Consider the following 21,861-nt stretch of genomic DNA (forward strand, 5'->3'; position numbering starts at 1 on the left):
AGCAAAAAAGGAGTATGATCAAATGAGCGAATTATTTTCCATCCAGCTGCAAAATCGGCAGCAGCAAAGCAGGGATGGTGTCTGGCTAGACCTGCCCACCACAACCGAACAGGTACAAGCGGCCCTGCGGCAAATCGGCATTTCGTCCGATAATCCGCAGGGCCTTTTCATTTCCGGCTACTTTGCCGAGGAAGAAAAGCGTTTTGCAATTTCTTATAACATGGTGCTGGCATCCAATGTGGACGAACTGAACTTTCTGGCATCACGACTGGAAACACTCTCTACCGGGGAACGCGCAGAGCTGAACGCCGCCCTGCAAGCCCCGCAGAGTGAGCTTTTCAGCATCGGGAGAATCACCGACTTTCCCGAAAACGTGGACTACTATGTGCATCTGCCGGATGTGCACGGGCCTGCCCAGCTAGGAGATTACTACCTGAATCGCTCCGGCATGGTGAATATGCCGGAAGAATGGAAAGGCGGCATCGACACGGCGCAGTTCGGCCGGTATGTGGCCCAGCAGGAGCAGGGCGTGTTTACCGAGTATGGCTACCTTGTCAAAAGCGGGGACGCGTGGCAGAAAGTCCACGAGAGCCAGCCTGTGCCGGAGGAATACCGGGTACTGTCCTTTCCTGCGCCGGAAGTTTTGCGAGATTCGGCCAACATCCCGCCACCTGTTCAGCCTGAAACGGAACCGCAGAAAGTTATTCCCATTATCCTAAACGGCAAGGACAGCGCGGAACGGATGAAAGAAATTACGGACCGGCTGGAAACAGGGATTCAAGAGCTGTTCGACAGCGACCGCTACAAAGCCTACCTCACCACGATGGCGAAATTCCACAATTACAGCTTCAACAACACCTTGCTGATCGCCATGCAGGGCGGCCAACTGGTGGCGGGCTTCAACAAGTGGAAAGACACGTTCCACCGCACCGTGAAGAAAGGCGAAAAAGGTATCAAAATCCTTGCCCCTGCGCCGTATAAGGTGAAGCAGAAGATGGAAAAGCGGGACGAACAGGGCAAGCCGATTCTGGATAAGGATGGAAAGCCGCTGACGGAAGAAAAGACGGTGCAGATTCCGGCTTTCAAGGTAGTGTCCGTGTTCGATGTCAGCCAGACCGAGGGCGAACCTCTGCCCTCTATCGCGGTGAATGAACTGTCCGGCAGCGTGCAGGACTACCAAGATTTTTTCAAGGCATTGGAGCAGTCATCCCCGGTGCCCATCGGGTTTGAGGACATCGAGGGCGGGGCGCATGGTTATTTTCATCTGCTCGACAACCGTATTGCCATCCAAGAGGGCATGAGCCAGTTACAGACCATCAAGACAGCCATCCATGAGATTGCCCATGCCAAGCTGCACGCCATCGACCCAGACGACCCGGAACAGGCCAACCGCCCGGACAGCCGCACCCGCGAGGTGCAGGCCGAAAGCGTGGCCTATGCCGTCTGCCAGCATTACGGGCTGGACACGTCCGAGTATTCCTTTGGCTATGTGGCCGGGTGGAGTTCCGGCCGGGAACTGGCCGAACTGAAAGCCTCTCTGGAAATTATCCGCAGCGCAGCCCATGAACTGATCTCTGCGCTGGACGAACATCTGGCAGAACTGCGCCAGCAGCGGGAAGCAGACCTTTCCGCTGCACAGGAGGCCGCATTTGCATTGGATAACGGCAGTACCCTGTTCATCCAGACCTGTGATTCCGGCTATGACTACACCCTGTACGGCCCGGACAATAAAGCTCTGGACGGCGGGCAGTTGGACGCGCCCGGTTTGACCCTGCCGGATGCCGGGCAGGAAGCGCTTAATCTGTTGGGGCAGACAGCCGCAGTGTCGGAAGTCCTGTTGGGCGACAAGCTGGCGGCGTTACAAGAGGCGGCGGAAAAGGCCAACGAAATTCCCGCACCCGTTAAAATTCCAGACCCCGCCGCAGAACCTACGGTCACGATTCTTTGGAGCGAAAGTGACAAGCTGCAGGACGGCGAAATCATGCCGCTGTCCGTGGCAAACCGCGTCTTTGAAGAACTGGACACCGCCCAGCACACGGACCGGGAAAAGGACGGCTACACGGGCGGCTGGTACGACAAGACCGCATTCCGTATTGATTTTACCCTGAACGGCCAGCCGGACAACTACGAGGGGCGGCAGGATTTCGGGGACGGGGATGGCTCCCTGATTCAGCACATTCAGAGTTACCACGAATACTACGCCAAGGACGAAAACTGGAAAAATTTTGTTCTGCACAACAAAGGCCCGGAAGCGTGGGAACAAGACAAGGCAGAGCGGGAAATGGTGCTGACCGAGTTTATCCCGTACCTCAAACAACATTGCAATCTTTCGGCCATGGAGCAGGCAGCCACCGCCGCTTTGCGGGAGGGACAGAACATTTCGCCGGAACAGGCTGCCTATTACAACACTGTTGTGGCCTATGTGCAGGACTGCCGCCCGCTGCTTAACCAAGGCCAGTATAACTTGCCGGAACCGCCCAAGCTGGCTGACTTTGACCAGAGCTTGCAGGATTACAAGGCACAGGTGCAGACCGAGATCACGCAGGAAGCGGCTGCTGCCGGAATGACCGTAGAGGAATACGCAGCGGCAGGCTTTGAAGCACCGCAGCAGGACGGCTTTTCCATCTACCAGCTGCGCAATGAGGATTCCACCCGCGATTACCGTTTTGAGCCCTACGACCGCCTGCAGGCTGCCGGTTTGACCGTGGACAAGGCCAACTATACGGAAGTATACGCCGCGCCGCTGGCTGCGGGTACCACATTGGAGGACATCTACCGCACATTCAATGTGGACCATCCGGCAGATTTCAAGGGACACTCGCTGTCTATTTCGGATGTGGTGGTGCTGCACCAGAATGGGCAGGACACCGCCCACTACTGCGACAGTGTGGGCTTTCAGCAGGTGCCGGAGTTCTTACGGGAAAACCCGCTGCGCACCGCAGAGCTTTCCACCGAACAGAACGAAAACATGATTGACGGTGTGCTGAACAATGCGCCCTCTTTAGGTGAGTTGGAAGCCAAAGCAAAGGCCGGGGAACAAATTTCTCTGACGGACCTTGCCGCCGCAGTCAAGGCCGAGGAAAAGGCACCGAAAGCCAAGAAGTCCCGCACCGCAAAACCGAAAAAGCCGTCCATCCGGGCACAGCTGGATGCCGCAAAAAAGGAGCAGAGCAAACAAACACTGCCACGGGAAAAGACAAGGGAATTGGAGGTGTAAACCGTGCAGAAATTTGAAAATATGGATGTGATCGCTGCGCTGGAAGCCATCATGCACCAGAATACTGCGTACTATCAGAGCGATTTTGCCTATGACATTAAGCTGTTGCGGGAGGCTGTCCGCAGCGATCAGCCGGAAGATAAGCTGCTGTTGTGGCTGTCCCGGCCCTCTGGGACATTCTGCTTCCGGGAACGGGACGTGCTGCTCAAAGACACGCAAGCCTACAACACATGGAAATTCTGCGGTGAACAGACCCATGACAGGATTCTTGCCTATGCGGTGGAACTGACCGGCGCGGCCAACGGAACTGTGCAAGGCAATCTGTATGAACTGGACTATCAGCAGCACTTCCAGCATATCCGGGATGCAGCCCTGCCCGTGGGCACCAATCGTCTGATCTACGAAAGCGGGATGCGGGAGATTGGCCCCAAAGAGCGTTTCGACAGCCGCCCGGACAAATATTTCGGGGAGTTCGTGCGGTATGAAATGCAGCCCCGTGAGCCGGAACTTCTGCAAGCGGCCATCCGGCAGGAGCAGCGCAGCCGGGAACCTGCACGGCCCGGTGATTTCAAAGAACACCTTGCGGCATTGCACACCGGGCTGATCGAGGCCGAGGCACAGCGTATCGTAGCCGATATGAAGCGGCTGGCTGCTCCCAACAGCCCGGACAAGAATCGTTTTATGGTGGAGGTGTCACCCTACTTCACCAAGCTGGCATCCAGCCGGGACACGGACCAGCTGATTGCCATGCTGCCGTATAAATCTTTACATCTGTCCAGCGTAAAAGACCGTTTTGGCATCTACGCGCTGGTTGACAAAAACGAGAACCGAGATAAGAACATTCGCAAGCCCCGTGCTTCTGTCCGCAAGCAGCTTTCCGAAACGAAACAGGCCGCCAGCCCGAAAAAGGCAGCGGCCTGCAGCAAACAGCATGAAATGGAGGTCTAACCTATGAATTTCAGCGTGGAAGAAGAAAATTTGATCTGTATGTACCACACCTCTGACCGCCGCCGAACGATGGCGCGGATGCTGACCGCCCTGCCGGATATGGACACGGAAATGCGGCGGCTGGCAAACGGCACCATTGCAAAGTTGGAGCGCATGACCGATGTTGACTTTGACGGACAGCGGTTTGATTTTACGGGTGAATAATACCGTCAGCTTGACAATGACGCATTATTTTTAATCAAAGTAATGTGTCATTGTCAAAACGAAAATAGCCGGACACGGTGGCCTTGTGGCTGCTGTGTCCGGCTGTTTTTCTGTCAATCACTTTCTGATAAAGCGAATGATATTCCCGTGTACCGAAATGTATTTTTCTTTTTCCAATGTTTTTATATCGTTGTCAAAACTCGCCGTTACGCCTTGAATTACGCCGGGCTGCTCAGGCGGGAGGTATCGTTGCTTTAATTCTTCATAAGAAATTTCCCCTGCCGCTGAAATAAGGGCTAAAAGTCCCAGATTATAGGGTTCAGTCATTTTCATATTAAATCCTCCAAATCTTATTATTTTTCTTTCTTTTCGGCAGACTGCTCCGGCAGTTCGGCGGCATCTTCTACAATGTCGGTCACAAGCTGCTGGAAGTCAAACGCATTCTTTTCTGTAATAACGGGCTTGCCAGTTTCTGCTTCAAGAGCCTGCCGTGCAATACCGGCTACCTTGCCGCCGCGTTTAGCAACCTGCTTGTTTTCTTCAAAGGTCTGCGGCTTTGCAGTCTTGGAAATATCCGTGGTAGATGCTTCCGCCAGCATGGTCAGCACAAGTTCCAAATCGGTCATGTTGTCCCGGAGATTTTCTTTTGTCAGACCTTTCAGCCGCTTGTACTGCCCCGTGGTCATGCCGGACCATGCGCGGGAGATTTCATCGGTCAGGATGGCGTACTCCTTGCCCTTTTGCACTCCGCGCTTCTTCCATTCGTCCGTTAGTTCGTTGCGGATGCGGATTGCCAAAAGCCGCTGGTGAATCCATTCTTCGGAGTAGCCTTTCTTCAAATAGGTATCAAGCGCACGGTCAATAGCTTGCTCCGGGTCGATGGTTTCTTCGATGCGTTCCTTGCCCACCATTGCCAGCCATGCCTTGAACGGTTCAGCTTTCGGGGACGGGATGGACTGGATGATACGCAAAAGCTGTTCGGTGTTGGCGACATCTGTCTTGTACCGTTTTCCATCAGAGGACAACATTTTCAGTTGTACGATTTTTTCGTACAACTCATTTGCCCCCTCAGCTTTCAGCTTACGCTTAAGGTCGCTCCAATAACGCCGTGGATTGGCTGTTCCAGTTAAAACAGAAATAACATCAATAATCGAAAAATACCATTCTTCCTTTTCTGCATCCCATGCAGTACGGATTTTCTGATCTTCAAAAAGCTGGATAGAGCCGTTATCGTTCACTTCTGCCATAGAGGGTTCCTCGCTTTCGTTGTCTAAGTCTATTTTACATGATTTCGGGCGGAAACGCCACCCGGTCTAAGCGTTTGGGATTCAAAAATCCGAACAATATTTTGTGCAGATTTACCGTTCCTGCATCTGCTCCTTTCCCGGTGCTGTCCGCAGAATGCCGTCCACATTCTGCTTTATGATGCCATACTCCTGCATCTGGCGTTTGGCATCATTGTACTGTCGTTGCAGCTGGTCTTTCTGCTCGGCCAACTGCTTATATTCGGCTTTCAGTGCGTAAAGGTCGGGCAGCTTTTGGAAGCCCTGCTCTTTCAGGGCCTTGGCTGCGGCTTCATAGAGAATCAAGGTTCCTTCATGCTTACGTCGGAACTGCTTTTTGTCAGCAGCCTGCTGATATTCCTGCACCAGTGGGCGCAGTTCCTTACAGGTGGTGACATCCTTTATCAGCACGGCCATTTCAGCAAGTCGACGCTCTGCTGTTTTCAGCGCGGCGGCCGCTTCGGTGCTGACGGCGGTGATCTCGGCCACCCGGCTTTCCAAATCCGGGTAACTATCAATTTCATGCTCCGTCAGAAAGTTCAGCGTCCGGGCAGCCTGTTTCAAGTTGTGGAGTTTTGCCCACTTCTCATACCCTGCGGACTGCTGGGCCTTGATGCTGTTTTCCAAATCAATCTGCAGCGAAATTTTACGGGTTTCTTTGGGCTTCCGCTCCGCGAACCGACCTTTGATGCGCTCGGTGATAGCTTCCTCGGTGTAGGCTTCGCCCAGCGTTTTGCAGCGGGTGAACCGTTCCTGTCCGGGCGCACGGAACGACACATACTTGCCCCTCTTGACCTCATAGCTTTGCTCCTGCAGGAGCCGCAGAAAATCGTCAAAATCCTTGGCCTGCGGGATGGTGGTATCTATGGCAGCTTTCAGCTTCGCCTTCCAGCTCGTGCCTTTTCGGTGCGCGTTCCACTCGGCATAGCTCTTGCCCCGGTCTTGACCGGGCATTACCACGGATAGGTTATGTTCCTTGCACAGCCGGTCACTGGTGCGCCGGATGTAGGAATAGCTCTGTCGGTTGGAAACATACTTTCGTTGGTTCACCAAGTCCACGGCGCAAAAGATGATGTGGTTGTGGACGTGCCCTTTGTCAATGTGCGTGGTTAGCACATAGGGGTATTTGCCTTGCAGCACTTCATCCGCAAGCTGCCGGCCAATCTCGTGGGCCTGCTCCGGCGTGGTTTCTCCCGGCGCAAAAGACTGTATCAGGTGGTGGGCCAGATTGTTGCCTTTCTGCATGGCCTGTGACAATAGCAGTTCAAATTCGATGTCGGCGGTTTCGTAGGAGCAGGCAAAGGAGGACACCAGTATTTTTTCATCCGTCTTGACCGGATTCTCGATGTAGTCCAGTGCCTTTTTCAGCGTTGACTTGATAGGATGTATCTTTGTAACTGCCATATCTGCGCCAGCGCTCCTTTGATGTCCGCAACATCTTGTGTGTACAGCGGCCCCATGCTGTTCAGCCGCCGTGCAATCTGATTGACATTGACGCCAATCTTTTGCAGTTCGGCAGTCTGTTCCCGGATGCCGGTGGTGTCGATGTGGACAACATAACCATCTATCAGCATCTTCCGGGCGTAGGCAGAAAAATTCCGTGTGTGCAGCAGAGCCATCTTCTGCCGGATAAGTTCCCGTTCCTCCGGCGTCACGGGAACACGCAGAACAATTTTTCGGGTTCGGTTCGTCATAGTTTCACCTCGTTTCTTGGGGGTCTGGGGTACTCCCCAGCAAGCATTTCTGCCGGGAGTGGCTACACTCCCTATGCTTGCTACGTTACCTTTCCCCACTACTATGACACCACAACACTCCCGTTTTGCCCGCAAAATGCAAAAAAATAAGAGGACGCTTTTGCATCCTCTCAATGACCGTGCATGACAATCAGACACACGCGGGATCTTTTTCCTGTTCATGGATTCGCAGGGCACCGTCAATGGCACCTTCTACGATGGGTAAGTATTCTTCCGGGCAAAGCTGCAGCTTGTGGCTGACCCGCTGACGTTCCGCACTTTCTTCCCGCATGAGTTCCGGGTTAAAGTACCGCTCCACGGGCAGACCACATATTTTTATCAGCTGAATCACCACCGGCAGGCTGGGCAGCGTGCCTTCGTTTTCGATGTTCGCAAGATACCGGCTGTCACAATGTATCATGTCAGCCAGCGCACTGCGGGAAAGTTGTTTTGCCTTTCGAGCTGCCTTGACATCCGCTCCGAACGTTTCAAAGCCGGGACAGTCCTCGATTTTCGCCATTCTGCATCACCCATATACATTTTATAGTTCATGGACGATTGGCGAAATGATGCAAAGCGCATTGTTGCTAAACTTTATTGTTCATAGTTTGAGCATTGTATTGTAAAGTGGGCTATCCTATAATAAGGAAGAAACCCTTTTTTGAAAAATCCGTCCGCTGTAACATTTCGCGGACATTTGCCTGTTATACTATTTGCAAAAAGAAAAGGAAGTGAGGATGTGAAGCAGATTTTAATTGTCGAGGACGACAGTTTTTTGAATAAGATGTTGGCCTACAACCTGACCGCAGACGGCTACGGCGTGACTTCTGCCCTAAATGCCAGAACCGCCGCCGACGCCATCCGCCAGCGGGAATTTGATTTAGTGCTGCTGGACATCAACCTGCCGGACGGGAACGGTTTTGAGCTGTGCAAGCTGATAAAGCCCCAGCACTCGGACACCATCGTGATTTTCCTAACCGCCAACGATCAGGAGAGCGACCAGATACGGGGCTATGAGGTGGGCGCGGTGGACTACATCACAAAGCCCTTTGTGATCGGGGCCTTGCAGCGGAAAATCAAAGCCATGTTCGCCATGCTGGAACACCACAAACCGGCCAAGGACATTTACGACGACGGGCGGCTGTTTCTGGACTTCTCGGAGCAGACGGCTTCCCTAAACGGCAAGCCCCTGACCCTATCCCCGATGGAGTACAAAATGCTGAACCTGTTCCGCAAAAATCCCCGACAAGTGCTGACCCGTGGGCAGCTTTTGGAAAAGCTGTGGGATATAGACGAGCGGTTTGTGGACGAACACACCCTGACAACCTCCATCAGCCGTATTCGCAGCAAGATTGAAGCCGACGGCGGCGCACCCTACATCAAGACCGTTTACGGCATGGGGTATCAATGGACGGGAGGCGAGGTAAAATGAAGTTTCAAAACCTCTCGGTAAAGCGGCTGTTTGGCCGGGTGGCAATGGAGCTTGTCCTCTCCATGTCCGGGATCACCATAGCCCTGTTTCTTGTGACAAAACAGATTGCGGTGCTGCTGACAGGCGGGACGCTGCTACTGTGCGCCCTTGTGGGGATTTTTGTACTGACGCAGGCGTTTGGAAAGCGGCTGTCGCAGTTTACCGCTGACCTGTGCCAGACCTTAGACCACATGATCGCCGGGAATGAAGCGCCCCAGCGGCCAGAGGACAGCGAAACCCAGCTTGCCAGAATCGGACACCGGCTGGCAAGGCTTTACCAGATCATGCAGGAGAACCGCCGCCGGGTGGACGAGGAACGGCAGGAGTTACAGACCCTTGTATCGGATATTTCCCATCAGGTGAAAACGCCGGTAAGCAATCTGAAAATGGCGACGGACACCCTGCTGGAAAAGCCCATGACCGAGGCGGAGCGCACCGACTTTATCCGGGGAATCCGCAGCCAGACGGATAAGCTGGACTTTCTCTTTCAGGCCCTTGTGAAAACCTCACGGCTGGAAACGGGCGTGATCCAGTTGGATAAGAAACCGGGTCGCCTCTTTGATACCGTGGCGCAGGCCATGAGTGGGATTGTGTATGCAGCGGAGAAAAAGGAAATCGCTGTGTCCGTGGACTGCCCGGAGGATTTGACCGTTTTCCATGACAGCAAGTGGACATCCGAAGCCCTCTTTAACCTGCTGGACAATGCAGTGAAGTACACCCCGGCAGGCGGGAAAATCGCCGTGTCAGTGGTGCTGTGGGAAATGTATGTGGAGGTCAAAGTGACCGACACCGGCAAGGGCATTTCCGAAAGCAATCAGGCTGCCATCTTCCGGCGCTTCTATCGTGAGGAAGAAGTACACGAACAGCAGGGCGTGGGCATTGGACTGTATCTGGCCCGCGAGATCGTAACGCGGCAAGGCGGCTATATCAAAGTGGTTTCAGAGCCGGGCAAGGGCTCGGAATTTTCCATTATGCTGCCGACAAAATAGAATGCGGCGGACGGTCATTCTCGGCTGCCCGCCGTAAGTCTTTTCGCAACAGTGTGCCGATAAAGCTGCCAGTGGCAGTTTTTCGGCGGAAATGTCCGAGCGTTGTAACATTTCACCCCCGATTTTCAATGAATTTTTTTAGCCGCTGTAACATTTCGCGGACATTTGGGTTTTACAATACACTTATCAACAGGTAGGAAGCCTTGAAAGGAGTTTTGAATATGAGCGTTTTACAGACGATTGACCTGAAAAAGTATTACGGTACAGAACCGAACATTACCCGCGCCCTTGACGGCGTAAATTTCTCCGTGGAGGACGGCGAGTTTGTGGCTGTTGTGGGAACCTCTGGTAGCGGCAAGTCCACCCTGCTTCACATGATGGGCGGGCTGGACACTCCCACCAGCGGAACCGTGATCGTCCGGGGCGAAGAACTGGCAAAGAAGAACGATGAACAGCTTACCATCTTTCGCCGCCGCAACATCGGCTTTATCTTCCAGAACTATAACCTTGTTCCTATTCTGAATGTGTATGAGAACATCGTCCTGCCGGTGGAGCTGGACGGGGACACGGTGGATCAGAAGTTTTTGGACGAGATCGTTCACCTGCTGGGGCTGGAAGATAAACTGAAAAATATGCCGAATAATCTTTCCGGCGGACAGCAGCAGCGTGTGGCGATTGCACGCGCCCTGATTACCAAACCGGCTATCGTGCTGGCCGACGAGCCGACCGGTAACCTTGACAGCAAGACCAGCGCCGAGGTGCTGGGGCTTATCAAGCGCACCAGTGCGGAGTTCCGGCAAACCGTTGTGATGATTACCCACAACAACGATATTGCCCGTCTTGCAGATCGGATTGTCCGCATTGAGGACGGCAAAATTGTGGAATAAGTAGGGGGTGGCAGACTATGACATGGCCTTTTGAAAATGATACCAGTAACATTGAAAAGAAACTGGCAAAGCGCAGTTTGCACCATGAACGGCAGCGTAATTTATTTGCAATCATTGCTCTGGCACTAACTGCATTTATGATAACTGCGACATTCAGTATTGGCTTTAGTTACTTTGAAACCTACCAAATGCAACAAATCCGCTTAATGGGAACTACCGCAGATGCCGGAATCACAAATGTAACGGAAGAACAGTTGGTTGAGATTTCAAAATCAAGTCTTGTACTTGACGTAGGCATACAGCAGCGTTTAGGCAGTGTTGATACAGAACAACTGAGAAACGCAAGATTAGGTGTAGTATGGATAAATGATACAGAGTGGGAACACCACCGTCTTCCTACTATATCAGGTGTTGTAGGAAATTATCCGTTAAGTAAAAGCGAAATCATGTTGCCTACATGGGTGCTTGAACAGATGGGTATTTCTGATCCACAAATAGGGATGGAAATTGTGTTGTCATACCAAATTGGCGATAGCTATGATTATGTCACGGACACCTTTTTGCTGTCGGGCTACTATACGGACTACATTCCAATGCGCACAAATAATCGTGGTTATGTTTATGTTTCATCCGCTTTTAAGGATAGCTTAAATGTATCACTGGATAATAGTGTTACGGCAATGATCCGTTTTCAAGGCAATGATAATGCTGACAAAAACTGTGAAAGATTGCGGCGTGAGATTGACTTTACAGAAGGGCAAACATTTGAAATTGTACCATTAGAACAGGCAAATGGTGGAACTATTATTTTAGCTGTAATAATTTTAGCAGTTTTTATATCCTTTAGCGGCTATCTGCTGATTTATAATATTCTTTATGTCTCTGTCGTAAAAGATGTGCAATTCTATGGCCGTCTTAAAACGATTGGAACGACCCAAAGGCAGATAAAGAGAATTATCTATAAGCAGGCAATCAGAATCTCTTGTATTGGTATTCCGATTGGCCTGTTACTTGGTGCGGTTGTTTCCTTTGGCATTGTTCCTTACTTCCTGAATATGATGTATTCAACAAATTCTGATGTGGGAACAAAAGTATCTTTTTCGCCGTTTATTTTCATAGGAGCGGCCATATTTACGTTCATTACCGTTATGATTGCAAGCATGAAGCCCGCCAAAATTGCCGGAAGTGTTTCACCAATAGCAGCACTCCAATATACAGCAGCCAGCACAAAGAGCAGCGCCAGAAATTGTAGCAAAATGAAGTTGTCCAGAATGGCATGGAACAATGTCTTTCGTAATGCTAAGAGTACAACCCTTGTTTTTGCATCGCTTTTTTTCGGCCTTTCCTTGTTCCTTGTCGTCACAGGGCTATTACATGGTTTAAGCCCGGAGAATTATGTGAGCCAATGGGGAGTAAGCGATTTTGCACTCACATATAGTATCCACGAAAGAGAAGATTTAATTTCCAGCGAAATGGTTTCAGAGATTGGTCAGCTTGACGGCATTGAGAATTTGAGGTTGACCTATGCACCTTATCCTCAAGTAGCAGCAGATGTTGTATATGACGATGCTGTATTTCACGAGTTTCTTGCGTCATTAGACGGAGTAAACGGCATTGATTTTTCTGATCCGGCAAAATTAGAAAATTATCAGCAAAACTTTTTTAGCGGGGTTTTTGGAATTGACAGTGCATATTTGGAAGAAATCAATAAAACCTTAAACTTGCCTATTGACACGTCTGCCTTTGAACAAGGAAAGGTTGTGCTGCTGTCCAAAACAGTAGAAGGCCTTATTCAGCCAGGGCAGGAAATAACAATCCAGACGCAGAACGGACAGCATTCCTTTATTGTAGCGAACGGTTATTTGAATGAAGGGTTTCGAGCAGGAGGAGGCAATGAGAGAGGGACGGCTCCTGATTTGTATATTAGTCAAACAGCTTTGAAAGAACTCTTTCCGCAATATAGAGTGTTCCGCGTGGCCTTTGATACGGATGGTCAACATGACGAAAGTATACTGCAAGAATTAAAGCAAATCACCGCATCACAAGCTAACATTGATATTATATCCCGATATGAACGGCGAGAAGAAATGCAGGAATATCTCATTACAGCAAAGGTTTTAGGAACAGGGTTGTCCGTGATCCTGCTGCTTGTTGGTGTCATGAACTTTGTCAATACAATGGTTGTCAATGTAAATACTCGGCGCTATGAATTAGCTGTTCTTGAAAGCATTGGAATGACAAAGCGACAAATCAAACGAATGCTATTTATGGAAGGTTTCTATTATTGGGGTGTTTCCCTTTCCCTTGCAGTCACCATTGGAACAGCAATCTTCATCTTGCTATATATGATTTTTAGTAAAGTGGCCTATTATGCTGTTTTCTTCTATCCATTTATCCCACTGGTGCTGGTGTCTGGACTGGTGTTGCTAATCTGCCTTATTGTGCCTATATGGGTCTACAAAACTGACGTTAACCTTCCAGTTGTGGAGCGATTGCGGTTGACAGAGTGAGTTTAATCAAATAGCAAAACATCCTTAGATCAATCATATCGAAGCGGAGCAGATTTTAGCTGCTCCGCTTCTTTAGTATTTTTCAAAAAATTCTTTTGAAATGTCCGAGCTTTGTAACAATTCAGCCTGTTTTTCTGTCGAAATCAAAGACGCCTCGGACATTTATAGTTCTTCCAAAAGTTTGATGATAATATTACCATTCATGGAAGAAGCAATCTGTTATTGCAATAATGCGAAATTGACGATAGAAAGTTTTTCATATCTCGGTCAGCTCAACAATTACATTACTCTGCTGATACAGCCAGTCCGTAAATTCTTTCGGGCTGGCCGTTCCTGTTTTTACAGCCTTTTTTCTCTGTAAGGCTTCTTTCTTAAAGTCGGAAAAGGAAGCCTGTATTTTTTCCAGACGGTCAGCCGGAAAGCCTGCGGTATTTTTTACCCGGTTTATTTTGTTGCGCCAGTTCTGGCATTCATTTTTATAAAGCAGGTCATAGTTATTTTCTCTTGACCTCTCGTCAAATTCCCGCTTGTTTTGAAGCGCCTGTGCTTTTCGGCACTTGTCGCTGCACAGCTCATACCGCTGGCTCTTTGCCAGAAAATATTTTCCACAGACCTTGCACCGCCGGAAGCAAAGCCCCCAGTCATTCAGCCTGTTCAGATAATAGGTAATCAACGGGTAGAGGGACGCATAGGCAGACACACATTCTTCTGTGCGCCGGTTGTCCGGGAACCAGAGGTCAAGCCGGGTATCTTCTGACGGTGCGCCTTTGAAATAAAGGCTGCCAGCTTGAAATTGTTTCGGTTTTCCTGTCTCCCTGTCAAAGCTCATGGTTTCGTTTTGGAATACCCCGGTCAGTCTGCTCATTTTATCCATGAAGCGGTCACAGGCAGCGTTACGGTCACGGGGTTCTCTGGCAAGCAGATAGCTGTTCCAGATACGGAACGCCACATACATTTTCAGAGGGTCGTTGCTAAGATATTTCTCCCAAAGAAATTCGCTTGCCGCCTGCTCCAGCTCCGGCTGTTTCCATCGGTTGGAGTGGAGAGCTTGCCGCAGCGGAGAAAGCCCGTATAAGTTCCAGTCTCTGTCCGTGTCACGCTCAAAGTTTATCAAAAAAGTTCCCAGTGGGCGTGTCATATCACAAAGCACCTCTGCGTTTTGGCTCCCGTTCAGACGGAAGCGGATCTGCTGTTCTTCCCCAATCAAAATCCGCTCTTTCATTTTCTTCCTGTCCAGCGTCAGGACAAACAAAATCCTCTCAAAACATGGCTCATGCCGTATAAACTGATTCTCCATCCCTATCCCCTGCCTTTGTTTATGGTAATTATATAATTCAGTTATATCCGTTACACTCATGGTATCGCAGAATCATTGTTTTGTCAAGGATAGTACGCTATGATGATTGCGGTTGGTAATTTCGTACCGCACAGTACCTTGACAAGTGAATGACCGTCCAAAAGGGATATGACCGGCAGGAGAAGTGACGCATTCGGCGCACCAATGCAGGGAAACACCGCAGGAATGGGGCAGGAAAACGGCTTTTGGGGAGAACGGCAACAGGAAGCATTTTAACCTATTTGATTTATGGGAGGAACAGAATGAACGATAAAAAGAGATTGAACAGCTACGAGGATTTACCGCTGGTTCTGGATGTGGCGGACATTCAGCGGATTATGGGAATTTCAAGAGCGAGCGCCTATGAGCTGGTACACACACCCGGCTTTCCAGCGTTCCGCAGGGGCAGACTTATCAAGGTCAGCAAAATTGCTTTCTTTGAATGGATGGCAAAAGGCTCCGAAACCGTACCGGGAAGCGACAAATAAGCGTGAGGTATCATTCCCTGACTTGCAATACTGCCGCACTTTCCAAAGGGGCATACAGAGGGAAAAAAACTTAAAAATGATACCGAGACGCTACATCAAAACAGCCTATCTGCGTACATCAGATAGAAACGGAGAAAGGAGCCGGTTATGGCAAGAATGAGTAACAAGCGGCGGTTGGAATGGTCTTTCTTCTTAAATGACCGCAGCCGTATCACTTACAACGAACTGTGCCGGAAATGCCAGCACGAATGTAAACAGAGCTTCCGGGCGGTTGTGGTTGACTGCCCGAAGTATCTTTCCAAGCGTTCCAAGAAAAAGGACAAGACTGCCGGAAACGGCAAAATCCCTTAGGAACTAAGGGCGCACTTCTATACATAGTCTAAAGACCATGTATCGTGCGTCCTGCGGAGCTTACCTCTGCCGCTGATAAAATCAGCAATCCGAGGTCTGCGTTCGCTTCGCTCCGACAAGGTGGCTACACCCCCTTGCGCCGCTAAAGCGGCTATCCCCTGTGTACCCGCCGCAAAGAGAAATCCGCTCTGCGGTTTTCCCTTTTCATCGGGTTTTATAGAAGCACTGACACACGGACTGTCTGCGGATGGTCTTTCTTTATCTTATCAGCAAAGGATGTGAGAACATGGAAAAATCTTTGGAACAGTTGAAGCAGGAATATGAAAAAACCACTGTCCTGCTGGAACAGGAAAAACGGAAAATGCAGCGTTTGAAAAACCGGCAGGCGTATCTGGAAAGCGGTTCCCGGAAACAGAGGACGCACCGGCTGATTACCCGTGGGGCAGCTATTGAGAGCATTGCACCACAGACAAAGGAGCTATCCGAAGCGGAATTTTATTCCCTCATGGAAAGCATTTTGAATCTGCCGCAGGCGGAGCATTTCATCCGGTCTGCCACAGAGAACCACGCCCGTATTTCCGGGCAGGAGAAAGGCGGTGACTAAGGATAGCACTTTATCATTTTTCAATCGCACAGATCAAGCGCAGCGCCGGTCAGAGCGCCATTGCCAGCGCAGCCTATCGAGCCGGGGAGCGTCTTTACAGCAGCTACTATGGAGAAGTCAGCGACTACACCAAAAAGGGCGGCGTGATCGCTTCGGAAATCATGCTGCCGCCCCATGCGCCGGAAATATATCTTGACCGGGCGACCCTCTGGAATGCTGTGGAGAACTGCGAGAAACATCCAAAAGCACAGCTTGCCTATTCCTTTGATATTGCCATGCAGAATGAATTGACGCTGGAAGAAAACATGGAGCTGGCGAGGAAGTTCGTACAGGAGCAGTTTGTGACAAAAGGCATGATTGCCGACCTTGCTTTTCACAGCCCGGAGAAAGAGGACGGCGGCATCCCTAACCCGCATTTTCATGTGATGACAACCATGCGCCCTTTGAACCCGGATGGCACATGGGGACAAAAACAGCGTCGGGAATATCTTCTTGATGAAGATGGAAACCGAATCCGGGATAAAAACGGCGATTATATGTTTAACGCTGTCCATACAACAGACTGGCATGAGCCGGAAACGCTGGAACACTGGCGGGAGCAGTGGGCGGCTGCCGTTAATACAAAATTTGAGGAAAAAGGGCTGGATGTGCGTATCGACCACCGTTCCTATGTGCGGCAGGGGCTTGACCTGATACCTACTGTCCACGAGGGAGCTAATGTCCGGCAGATGGAAGCAAAGGGCATCCGCACCGAGAAAGGGGAACTGAACCGCTGGATTAAAGCCACCAACCGGCTCATGCAGGATGTGAGGAAGAAGATCAAAGCCCTGTTTGTCTGGATGGCAGAGGTAAAAGAAGAACTTTCCAAACCGCAGACACCGAGCCTTGCCGACCTGTTGATCGCTTATTACAACCAGCGCAACGCAGGGGCATGGAGCAATAAAGCCAGAACCGGAAACTTAAAGCAGTTTGCCGAAGCCGTCAATTATCTGACGGAAAACAAGCTGCTCACATTAGAGGATTTGCAGGAGCGTCTTTCCTCTGTCAACGAAGAATTTGAAGCGTTAAGCGACTCCATGAAAAAGAAATCTGCCCGGATAAAGGAATTGCAGGAATTGATACGGGAGGGCGAGAATTACCAGCGGCTAAAACCTGTTCATACGGAATTGAACAATATCAAGTTTAAGAAACAGAGGGAGAAATTTGAAACATCCCACGATGCGGAGTTACGGCTGTTTTATGCCGCCCGCCGTATTTTGAAAGAAAAACTGGACGGAAAACCCATTGCCCTGAAAGCATGGAAACAGGAATACGCACAGTTAAAAACAGAGTATGCCGAACTGTCTCCGCAGCACAAGCCACTCCGGGAGGAAGTCATACGGCTACGGCAGGTGCAGAACGCCGTAGATACCGCACTGCGCCGGAGGGAGCAGCCACAGGCAGTACAGAGAAAGAAACATGAGATGGAGCTATGATATAACCGGCAGCTTTACCGCTACCAGTATTTTTATGGAGGGAGCATTTGAATGTATTTGAAGCGGTGAAACAGTCTGTTACCACCCGGCAGGCTGCTTCATTCTATGGAATCCGGGTGGGGAGAAACGGCATGGTCTGCTGTCCATTCCACAATGACCGCACGCCCAGCATGAAAGTGGACAGCCGCTTTTACTGCTTCGGCTGCGGGGCTTCCGGGGATGTGATCGACTTGGCCGCTTTGCTGCATGGATTGGGGAAACGGGAAGCTGCGGTCAGGCTTGCGGAGGACTTCGGCGTTTCCTATGAGAAATCCGGCAATGCGCCGCCAGATAGGAAGCGTCACAACAGGTCACAGCCCCGACAAAAATCAGCGGAGCAGAGATTTCAGGAAACGGAACGGTATTGTTTCCGGGTGCTATGCGATTATCTGCGCCTGCTGGAGCATTGGAAAACAGCACACGCCCCACAGCCGCAGGATGCCATCTGGCATCCTCTTTTTGTGGAAGCGTTGCAGAGGATAAGCTACACAGAATACCTTTTGGATATTTTGTTATACGGAGAAATAGAAGAAAAAGCGGCATTGATCGCCGCACAGGGAAAGGAGGTGTTGCGGCTTGAACTGCGAATTTCAGAGCTTGCCGCCGGAAACGCAGGAAGCGGTCAAAAGGACGATGGACACAATGGAACCGGCGCAGACACCGGCAGAAATCCGGGAAACATTAGAGGGGACGCAGAAAGGCGGCGTGAAGAACAGCATCCGAAACTGCCTGACGGTGTTCCAGCGTGACCCTCTGTTTCGCGGGGCGCTGCGCCTGAACCTTTTGACGGAGCAGATTGACATTGTGAAGCCGCTGGGCTGGGAGCGCACCAGTACCACGCTGACCGACATGGACATGAACTACCTGCTTTTGTATCTGGAAGAAAATTACGGGCTTACCAGCGAGAAAAAGGTGCAGAGCGCCATCAAGATTGTTGCCAATGAAAACCGCTACCATCCAGTCAGGGATTACCTGAACAGCCTGCAATGGGACGGCACAGAGCGCATCCGTTACGCCCTGCATCACTTTCTGGGAGCCGATACGGACGAATACACCTATGAAGCCTTGAAACTGTTCCTGATGGGAGCCATCCGGCGGGTATTCAGACCGGGGAGCAAGTTTGAGGTCATGCTCTGTCTGGTTGGTGGTCAGGGAGCCGGGAAATCTACCTTTTTCCGGCTGCTGGCAGGCAGGGACGAATGGTTTTCAGACGATTTGAAAAAGCTGGACGATGAAAATGTGTACCGCAAGCTGCAAGGGCATTGGATTATCGAGATGTCGGAGATGATTGCCACAGCCAACGCCAAGAGTATTGAGGAAATCAAGTCATTCTTAAGCCGCCAGAAAGAAACCTACAAAGTGCCGTATGAGACACATCCGGCAGACCGGCTGCGGCAATGTGTATTTGGAGGGACGACCAACCGGCAGGACTTTTTGCCCCGTGACCGCACCGGCAACCGGCGCTTTCTCCCCGTGACGGTGTACCCGGAACGGGCGGAGGTTCACATACTGGACGATGAAGCGGCGGCGAGGGCGTATATCGAACAGATGTGGGCGGAAGCCATGACGGTTTATCGCAGTGGGAAGTATAAGCTGTCATTCAGCATGGAAATGAACCGATACCTGAACGCCCACCAGCAGGACTTTATGCAGGAAGACACACAGGCCGGCATGATCTACGCCTATTTGGAGGACTACACCGGCGACAGGGTATGTTCCAAGCAGCTTTATGAGGAAGCGCTGGGGAACTTAAATTCCCCGGCAGACTGGGAGACACGGGCAATCTGCGAGATTATGAATACCGGCATTGCGGGCGGCATCATACAGGGCTGGGTAGCCTACAAAAGCCCGAAGCGGTATAAGAAATACGGTTCTCAAAAAGGCTGGGAGCGTGTCAACCAAGCTCCGCCGGAGGGGGACGGTTTTCAGGAAATCACGGAAGAAGAAGCCCGGCAAATGGAACTTCCATTCTGAAAAGCCACCGGTTGACAGTTTGGTTGACGCTTTGGTTGACAGCCGGTTGACGGGGAAAAGCCTGATATTTGGGGCATTTCTCTCCTTTGTCAACCATGTCAACCAAGAAATCAAAGAAAAAGTAAAAAGTAATAATAGAGCGCCTATGGATTGTTTTCAAAGTCTTTTCTGCCGGTTGACACGGTTTGGTTGACACGGAGACAGTCTGCGGCTGTACACCTGTCTGACATTCCCTTGTCGGGCATATTTCATTTATGGAGGTAACTGCCTATGGCAAAAAGCAAAAACGAGAGCAATAACAAAAACAGCGGCACCCTGCTTACCGAAAAAGACGGCACCCAGTATTTTGTCATGGGGAAAGTCCGTATCAAGGTATCGGAGCATTTCGCACAGGATGGGAAGCCGCTTGACAGCCTGCTGGAAGATGTGATCCAGCACGCTGCCGCCGCTTCCTGAAAAAATACGGAATAACGACTGTCAATCAGCCCACGCTTATGATATACTTGTACCAGCGAGTATTGTATAAGCGTGGGTTGTTTCTTTTAGAAGGAGGATTTTTAACCGTGAAACAACCATACAATACAACGATTTATAACACTGCACTATATTTGAGATTGAGCCGTGACGATGAATTACAGGGGGAAAGCGGCAGTATCCAGACCCAGCGCATGATGCTTAGACAGTATGCCGCAGAGCATGGGCTGACCGTTGTAGACGAGTACATTGACGACGGATGGAGTGGGACAAATTTCGAGCGTCCAAGTTTCCAAAGGATGATTGATGACATCGAAGACGGGAAAATCAACTGCGTTGTCACAAAGGACTTATCCCGTCTGGGAAGAAACTATATCCTGACCGGTCAGTACACGGAAATCTATTTCCCCAGCAAGGGAGTACGCTACATTGCCATCAATGACAATGTGGACACCATCAACGGAGAAAGCGAGCTTGCACCGTTCTTAAACATCCTGAATGAAATGCACGCCCGACAGACCAGCAAAAAGGTCAAGGCTGCCATGCACACAAGATTTGCCAATGGCGCACACTATGGAGCCTATGCACCGCTGGGCTATGTAAAAGACCCGGACAAAAAAGGTCATCTTCTGATCGACCCGGAAACACGCTGGATTGTAGAGAAGATTTTTGACCTTGCTGTACACGGGCGTGGAGCCGCCAGCATTACACGGATTCTGGTGGAGGAAAAAGTACCTACCCCCGGCTGGCTGAACTATGAAAGATACGGGACTTTCGCCAATATCTACGCCGGTGCGCCCGCAGAAAAAGCCTATGCGTGGACGATAGCACAGGTCAAGAGCATTTTGAAAGAGGAAACCTACATCGGTCACAGCATTCACAACAAGCAGAGCAACATTTCATTCAAGAACAAGAAAAAGGTGCGGAAGCCGCAGGAAGAATGGTATCGTGTGGAAAATACCCACGAAGCCATCATTTCTGAAGAAGTGTTCCAAAAAGTTCAGGAGCTGATTGCAAGCAGACGCAGGAAACGCAGAAACGGTACGACACAGATTTTCGCAGGATTGATAAAATGTGCAGACTGCGGATGGTCTTTAGCCTATGGGGAAAACAAGCAGAATAAGAACCCATACGGGTACTACCATTGCAGCAAGAACGGGCAGGGATTACGCCAGTGTTCCATGCACTATATCCGCTATGATGTACTGTATGCCTATGTGCTTGCAAGACTGCAATACTGGTCTATGCTGGCACAGAAAGACGAGGACAATCTGCTGAAACGGCTGCTCAATGCCAGCGACAGGGAAAGAAACTCTGCGAAGAAAAAGCAGGCTGCGGAGCTGAAAAAGGCAGAGAAGCGTAAAGCCGAGGTTGACGGGCTGTTTGCTAAAATGTATGAGGACTGGTCTGCCGGACGCATAACCGAGTATAACTTCAATATGCTGTCCGAGAAGTACCAGAACGAGCAAAAGGAGCTTGAAACAAAAATAAGACAGCTTCACGAAACGATGGAAGCCGCCGTACAGACCGCAGCGGATGCTGAAAAGTGGATTGCCCTGATGAAACAGTTTGTCAACCCTGTGGAGCTGACCGCCGAACTTCTGAACACTCTAATTGAAAAAATAACCGTCCACGAAGCTGTCAAGGGCGAGGACGGAAGCCGTGAGCAGGAAGTAGAAATCTACTACCGCTTCATCGGCAAAATCGACTGACCTTTCTTTTTTACCCAACAATATCTTTAATTAAGGGAGACGGGTGCGACCTATCCTGAAATCAAGGCCCGTGTGTTGGAACAGACTGGGCTGAAGGTTTCTTCCCTGTATATCTCGCAGGTCAAGCAGAAATGCGGTCTGGAGGTACGAGAGAACCACCACAAGG

Annotated in this window: 21 protein-coding genes; 15 read left to right on the forward strand and 6 right to left on the reverse strand. The window is 50.5% G+C overall.

Annotated elements, in window-relative coordinates:
- Positions 1-22 precede the first annotated feature (22 nt).
- Genes GXM22_RS08740 through GXM22_RS08750 form a run of 3 tightly spaced genes read left to right on the forward strand, consistent with a single transcriptional unit; the run spans position 23 to position 4,369 of the window.
- Positions 23-3,217, forward strand: coding sequence for a YodL domain-containing protein (locus GXM22_RS08740; RefSeq protein ID WP_005935968.1), 3,195 nt, complete (start codon positions 23-25; stop codon positions 3,215-3,217).
- A 3-nt stretch (positions 3,218-3,220) separates the two neighbouring features.
- Positions 3,221-4,165 carry a hypothetical protein gene (locus tag GXM22_RS08745; protein ID WP_425350611.1) on the forward strand — a complete coding sequence of 315 codons (945 nt, stop codon included), beginning with the start codon at positions 3,221-3,223 and terminating at the stop codon, positions 4,163-4,165.
- 3 nt (positions 4,166-4,168) lie between these two features.
- Positions 4,169-4,369, forward strand: a complete 201-nt coding sequence (locus tag GXM22_RS08750; RefSeq protein ID WP_005935975.1) for a transposon-transfer assisting family protein — start codon at positions 4,169-4,171, stop codon at positions 4,367-4,369.
- Positions 4,370-4,486: 117 nt separating this feature from the next.
- Here GXM22_RS08750 and GXM22_RS08755 read toward each other — a convergent pair whose 3' ends face one another.
- The 5 genes from GXM22_RS08755 to GXM22_RS08775 form a co-directional block, all read right to left on the reverse strand.
- A complete protein-coding gene (locus GXM22_RS08755; protein WP_005935981.1) occupies positions 4,487-4,702 on the reverse strand; it encodes a hypothetical protein in 216 nt (71 codons plus the stop codon).
- Positions 4,703-4,722: 20 nt separating this feature from the next.
- On the reverse strand, positions 4,723-5,616 hold the full coding sequence (locus GXM22_RS08760) for a BRO-N domain-containing protein (RefSeq protein WP_005935984.1): 894 nt from the start codon (positions 5,614-5,616) through the stop codon (positions 4,723-4,725).
- A gap of 111 nt (positions 5,617-5,727) precedes the next feature.
- Complete coding sequence (locus GXM22_RS08765) at positions 5,728-7,056, reverse strand: relaxase/mobilization nuclease domain-containing protein (RefSeq protein WP_005935989.1); 1,329 nt, start codon at positions 7,054-7,056, stop codon at positions 5,728-5,730.
- A complete protein-coding gene (locus GXM22_RS08770; protein ID WP_005935991.1) occupies positions 7,017-7,346 on the reverse strand; it encodes a plasmid mobilization protein in 330 nt (109 codons plus the stop codon). The genes GXM22_RS08765 and GXM22_RS08770 overlap by 40 nt, the downstream gene beginning before the upstream one ends.
- A gap of 190 nt (positions 7,347-7,536) precedes the next feature.
- The gene (locus tag GXM22_RS08775) at positions 7,537-7,905 is read right to left on the reverse strand and encodes a helix-turn-helix transcriptional regulator (protein ID WP_005935994.1); all 369 of its coding nucleotides are present in this window, start codon (positions 7,903-7,905) and stop codon (positions 7,537-7,539) included.
- Between the two features lie 219 nt (positions 7,906-8,124).
- Here GXM22_RS08775 and GXM22_RS08780 point away from each other — a divergent pair, with 219 nt between their 5' ends.
- The 4 genes from GXM22_RS08780 to GXM22_RS08795 all read left to right on the forward strand — a co-directional run bounded on the left by GXM22_RS08780 (position 8,125) and on the right by GXM22_RS08795 (position 13,242).
- Entirely contained in the window at positions 8,125-8,817 is a 693-nt protein-coding gene (locus tag GXM22_RS08780; RefSeq protein ID WP_005935996.1) for a response regulator transcription factor, read from the forward strand.
- The gene (locus GXM22_RS08785; RefSeq protein WP_005936000.1) at positions 8,814-9,845 is read left to right on the forward strand and encodes a sensor histidine kinase; all 1,032 of its coding nucleotides are present in this window, start codon (positions 8,814-8,816) and stop codon (positions 9,843-9,845) included. Before GXM22_RS08780 ends, GXM22_RS08785 begins: the two co-directional genes overlap by 4 nt.
- A 221-nt stretch (positions 9,846-10,066) precedes the next feature.
- Positions 10,067-10,732 (forward strand): ABC transporter ATP-binding protein, encoded by a 666-nt coding sequence (locus tag GXM22_RS08790; RefSeq protein ID WP_005936003.1) that lies wholly within the window; start codon positions 10,067-10,069, stop codon positions 10,730-10,732.
- 17 nt (positions 10,733-10,749) lie between these two features.
- Positions 10,750-13,242 carry an ABC transporter permease gene (locus tag GXM22_RS08795; RefSeq protein WP_005936006.1) on the forward strand — a complete coding sequence of 831 codons (2,493 nt, stop codon included), beginning with the start codon at positions 10,750-10,752 and terminating at the stop codon, positions 13,240-13,242.
- A gap of 256 nt (positions 13,243-13,498) precedes the next feature.
- On the opposite strand, the gene GXM22_RS08800 is transcribed toward GXM22_RS08795, so the two are convergent.
- On the reverse strand, positions 13,499-14,464 hold the full coding sequence (locus GXM22_RS08800; protein WP_270441363.1) for a DUF6076 domain-containing protein: 966 nt from the start codon (positions 14,462-14,464) through the stop codon (positions 13,499-13,501).
- A gap of 377 nt (positions 14,465-14,841) precedes the next feature.
- Between GXM22_RS08800 and GXM22_RS08805 the strand changes: the two genes are divergently transcribed.
- The 8 genes from GXM22_RS08805 (at position 14,842) to GXM22_RS08840 (ending at position 21,695) form a co-directional block, all read left to right on the forward strand.
- Positions 14,842-15,066, forward strand: coding sequence for a helix-turn-helix domain-containing protein (locus tag GXM22_RS08805; RefSeq protein ID WP_005362423.1), 225 nt, complete (start codon positions 14,842-14,844; stop codon positions 15,064-15,066).
- A 147-nt stretch (positions 15,067-15,213) separates the two neighbouring features.
- Positions 15,214-15,417 (forward strand): hypothetical protein, encoded by a 204-nt coding sequence (locus GXM22_RS08810; RefSeq protein ID WP_004614949.1) that lies wholly within the window; start codon positions 15,214-15,216, stop codon positions 15,415-15,417.
- Positions 15,418-15,703: 286 nt separating this feature from the next.
- Positions 15,704-16,021, forward strand: coding sequence for a DUF3847 domain-containing protein (locus GXM22_RS08815; RefSeq protein WP_008816380.1), 318 nt, complete (start codon positions 15,704-15,706; stop codon positions 16,019-16,021).
- A gap of 2 nt (positions 16,022-16,023) precedes the next feature.
- On the forward strand, positions 16,024-17,496 hold the full coding sequence (mobQ, locus tag GXM22_RS08820; RefSeq protein ID WP_074104019.1) for a MobQ family relaxase: 1,473 nt from the start codon (positions 16,024-16,026) through the stop codon (positions 17,494-17,496).
- Between the two features lie 47 nt (positions 17,497-17,543).
- Positions 17,544-18,284 carry a CHC2 zinc finger domain-containing protein gene (locus tag GXM22_RS08825; RefSeq protein WP_035394978.1) on the forward strand — a complete coding sequence of 247 codons (741 nt, stop codon included), beginning with the start codon at positions 17,544-17,546 and terminating at the stop codon, positions 18,282-18,284.
- Complete coding sequence (locus GXM22_RS08830) at positions 18,169-19,509, forward strand: virulence-associated E family protein (protein WP_009321442.1); 1,341 nt, start codon at positions 18,169-18,171, stop codon at positions 19,507-19,509. The genes GXM22_RS08825 and GXM22_RS08830 overlap by 116 nt, the downstream gene beginning before the upstream one ends.
- Positions 19,510-19,779: 270 nt before the next feature.
- The gene (locus GXM22_RS08835; RefSeq protein WP_004849804.1) at positions 19,780-19,965 is read left to right on the forward strand and encodes a hypothetical protein; all 186 of its coding nucleotides are present in this window, start codon (positions 19,780-19,782) and stop codon (positions 19,963-19,965) included.
- 38 nt (positions 19,966-20,003) lie between these two features.
- Positions 20,004-21,695, forward strand: a complete 1,692-nt coding sequence (locus tag GXM22_RS08840) for a recombinase family protein (protein WP_470295040.1) — start codon at positions 20,004-20,006, stop codon at positions 21,693-21,695.
- The last annotated feature ends 166 nt before the right edge of the window (positions 21,696-21,861 follow it).

Origin of the sequence: Faecalibacterium duncaniae, assembly GCF_010509575.1 — a bacterium.
GTDB classification, from domain to species: Bacteria; Bacillota; Clostridia; order Oscillospirales; family Ruminococcaceae; genus Faecalibacterium; species Faecalibacterium duncaniae.

Coding starts and splice junctions, on each gene's coding strand:
- GXM22_RS08800 (WP_270441363.1), bottom strand. CDS start 14,464: ATGAAAGAGCGGATTTTGATTGGGGAAGAACAGCAGATCCGCTTCCGT.
- GXM22_RS08760 (WP_005935984.1), bottom strand. CDS start 5,616: ATGGCAGAAGTGAACGATAACGGCTCTATCCAGCTTTTTGAAGATCAG.
- GXM22_RS08830 (WP_009321442.1), top strand. CDS start 18,169: ATGGACACAATGGAACCGGCGCAGACACCGGCAGAAATCCGGGAAACA.
- GXM22_RS08795 (WP_005936006.1), top strand. CDS start 10,750: ATGACATGGCCTTTTGAAAATGATACCAGTAACATTGAAAAGAAACTG.
- GXM22_RS08785 (WP_005936000.1), top strand. CDS start 8,814: ATGAAGTTTCAAAACCTCTCGGTAAAGCGGCTGTTTGGCCGGGTGGCA.
- GXM22_RS08840 (WP_470295040.1), top strand. CDS start 20,004: ATGATATACTTGTACCAGCGAGTATTGTATAAGCGTGGGTTGTTTCTT.
- GXM22_RS08755 (WP_005935981.1), bottom strand. CDS start 4,702: ATGAAAATGACTGAACCCTATAATCTGGGACTTTTAGCCCTTATTTCA.
- GXM22_RS08810 (WP_004614949.1), top strand. CDS start 15,214: ATGGCAAGAATGAGTAACAAGCGGCGGTTGGAATGGTCTTTCTTCTTA.
- GXM22_RS08835 (WP_004849804.1), top strand. CDS start 19,780: ATGGCAAAAAGCAAAAACGAGAGCAATAACAAAAACAGCGGCACCCTG.
- GXM22_RS08775 (WP_005935994.1), bottom strand. CDS start 7,905: ATGGCGAAAATCGAGGACTGTCCCGGCTTTGAAACGTTCGGAGCGGAT.
- GXM22_RS08765 (WP_005935989.1), bottom strand. CDS start 7,056: ATGGCAGTTACAAAGATACATCCTATCAAGTCAACGCTGAAAAAGGCA.
- GXM22_RS08790 (WP_005936003.1), top strand. CDS start 10,067: ATGAGCGTTTTACAGACGATTGACCTGAAAAAGTATTACGGTACAGAA.
- GXM22_RS08740 (WP_005935968.1), top strand. CDS start 23: ATGAGCGAATTATTTTCCATCCAGCTGCAAAATCGGCAGCAGCAAAGC.
- GXM22_RS08770 (WP_005935991.1), bottom strand. CDS start 7,346: ATGACGAACCGAACCCGAAAAATTGTTCTGCGTGTTCCCGTGACGCCG.
- GXM22_RS08750 (WP_005935975.1), top strand. CDS start 4,169: ATGAATTTCAGCGTGGAAGAAGAAAATTTGATCTGTATGTACCACACC.
- GXM22_RS08805 (WP_005362423.1), top strand. CDS start 14,842: ATGAACGATAAAAAGAGATTGAACAGCTACGAGGATTTACCGCTGGTT.
- GXM22_RS08815 (WP_008816380.1), top strand. CDS start 15,704: ATGGAAAAATCTTTGGAACAGTTGAAGCAGGAATATGAAAAAACCACT.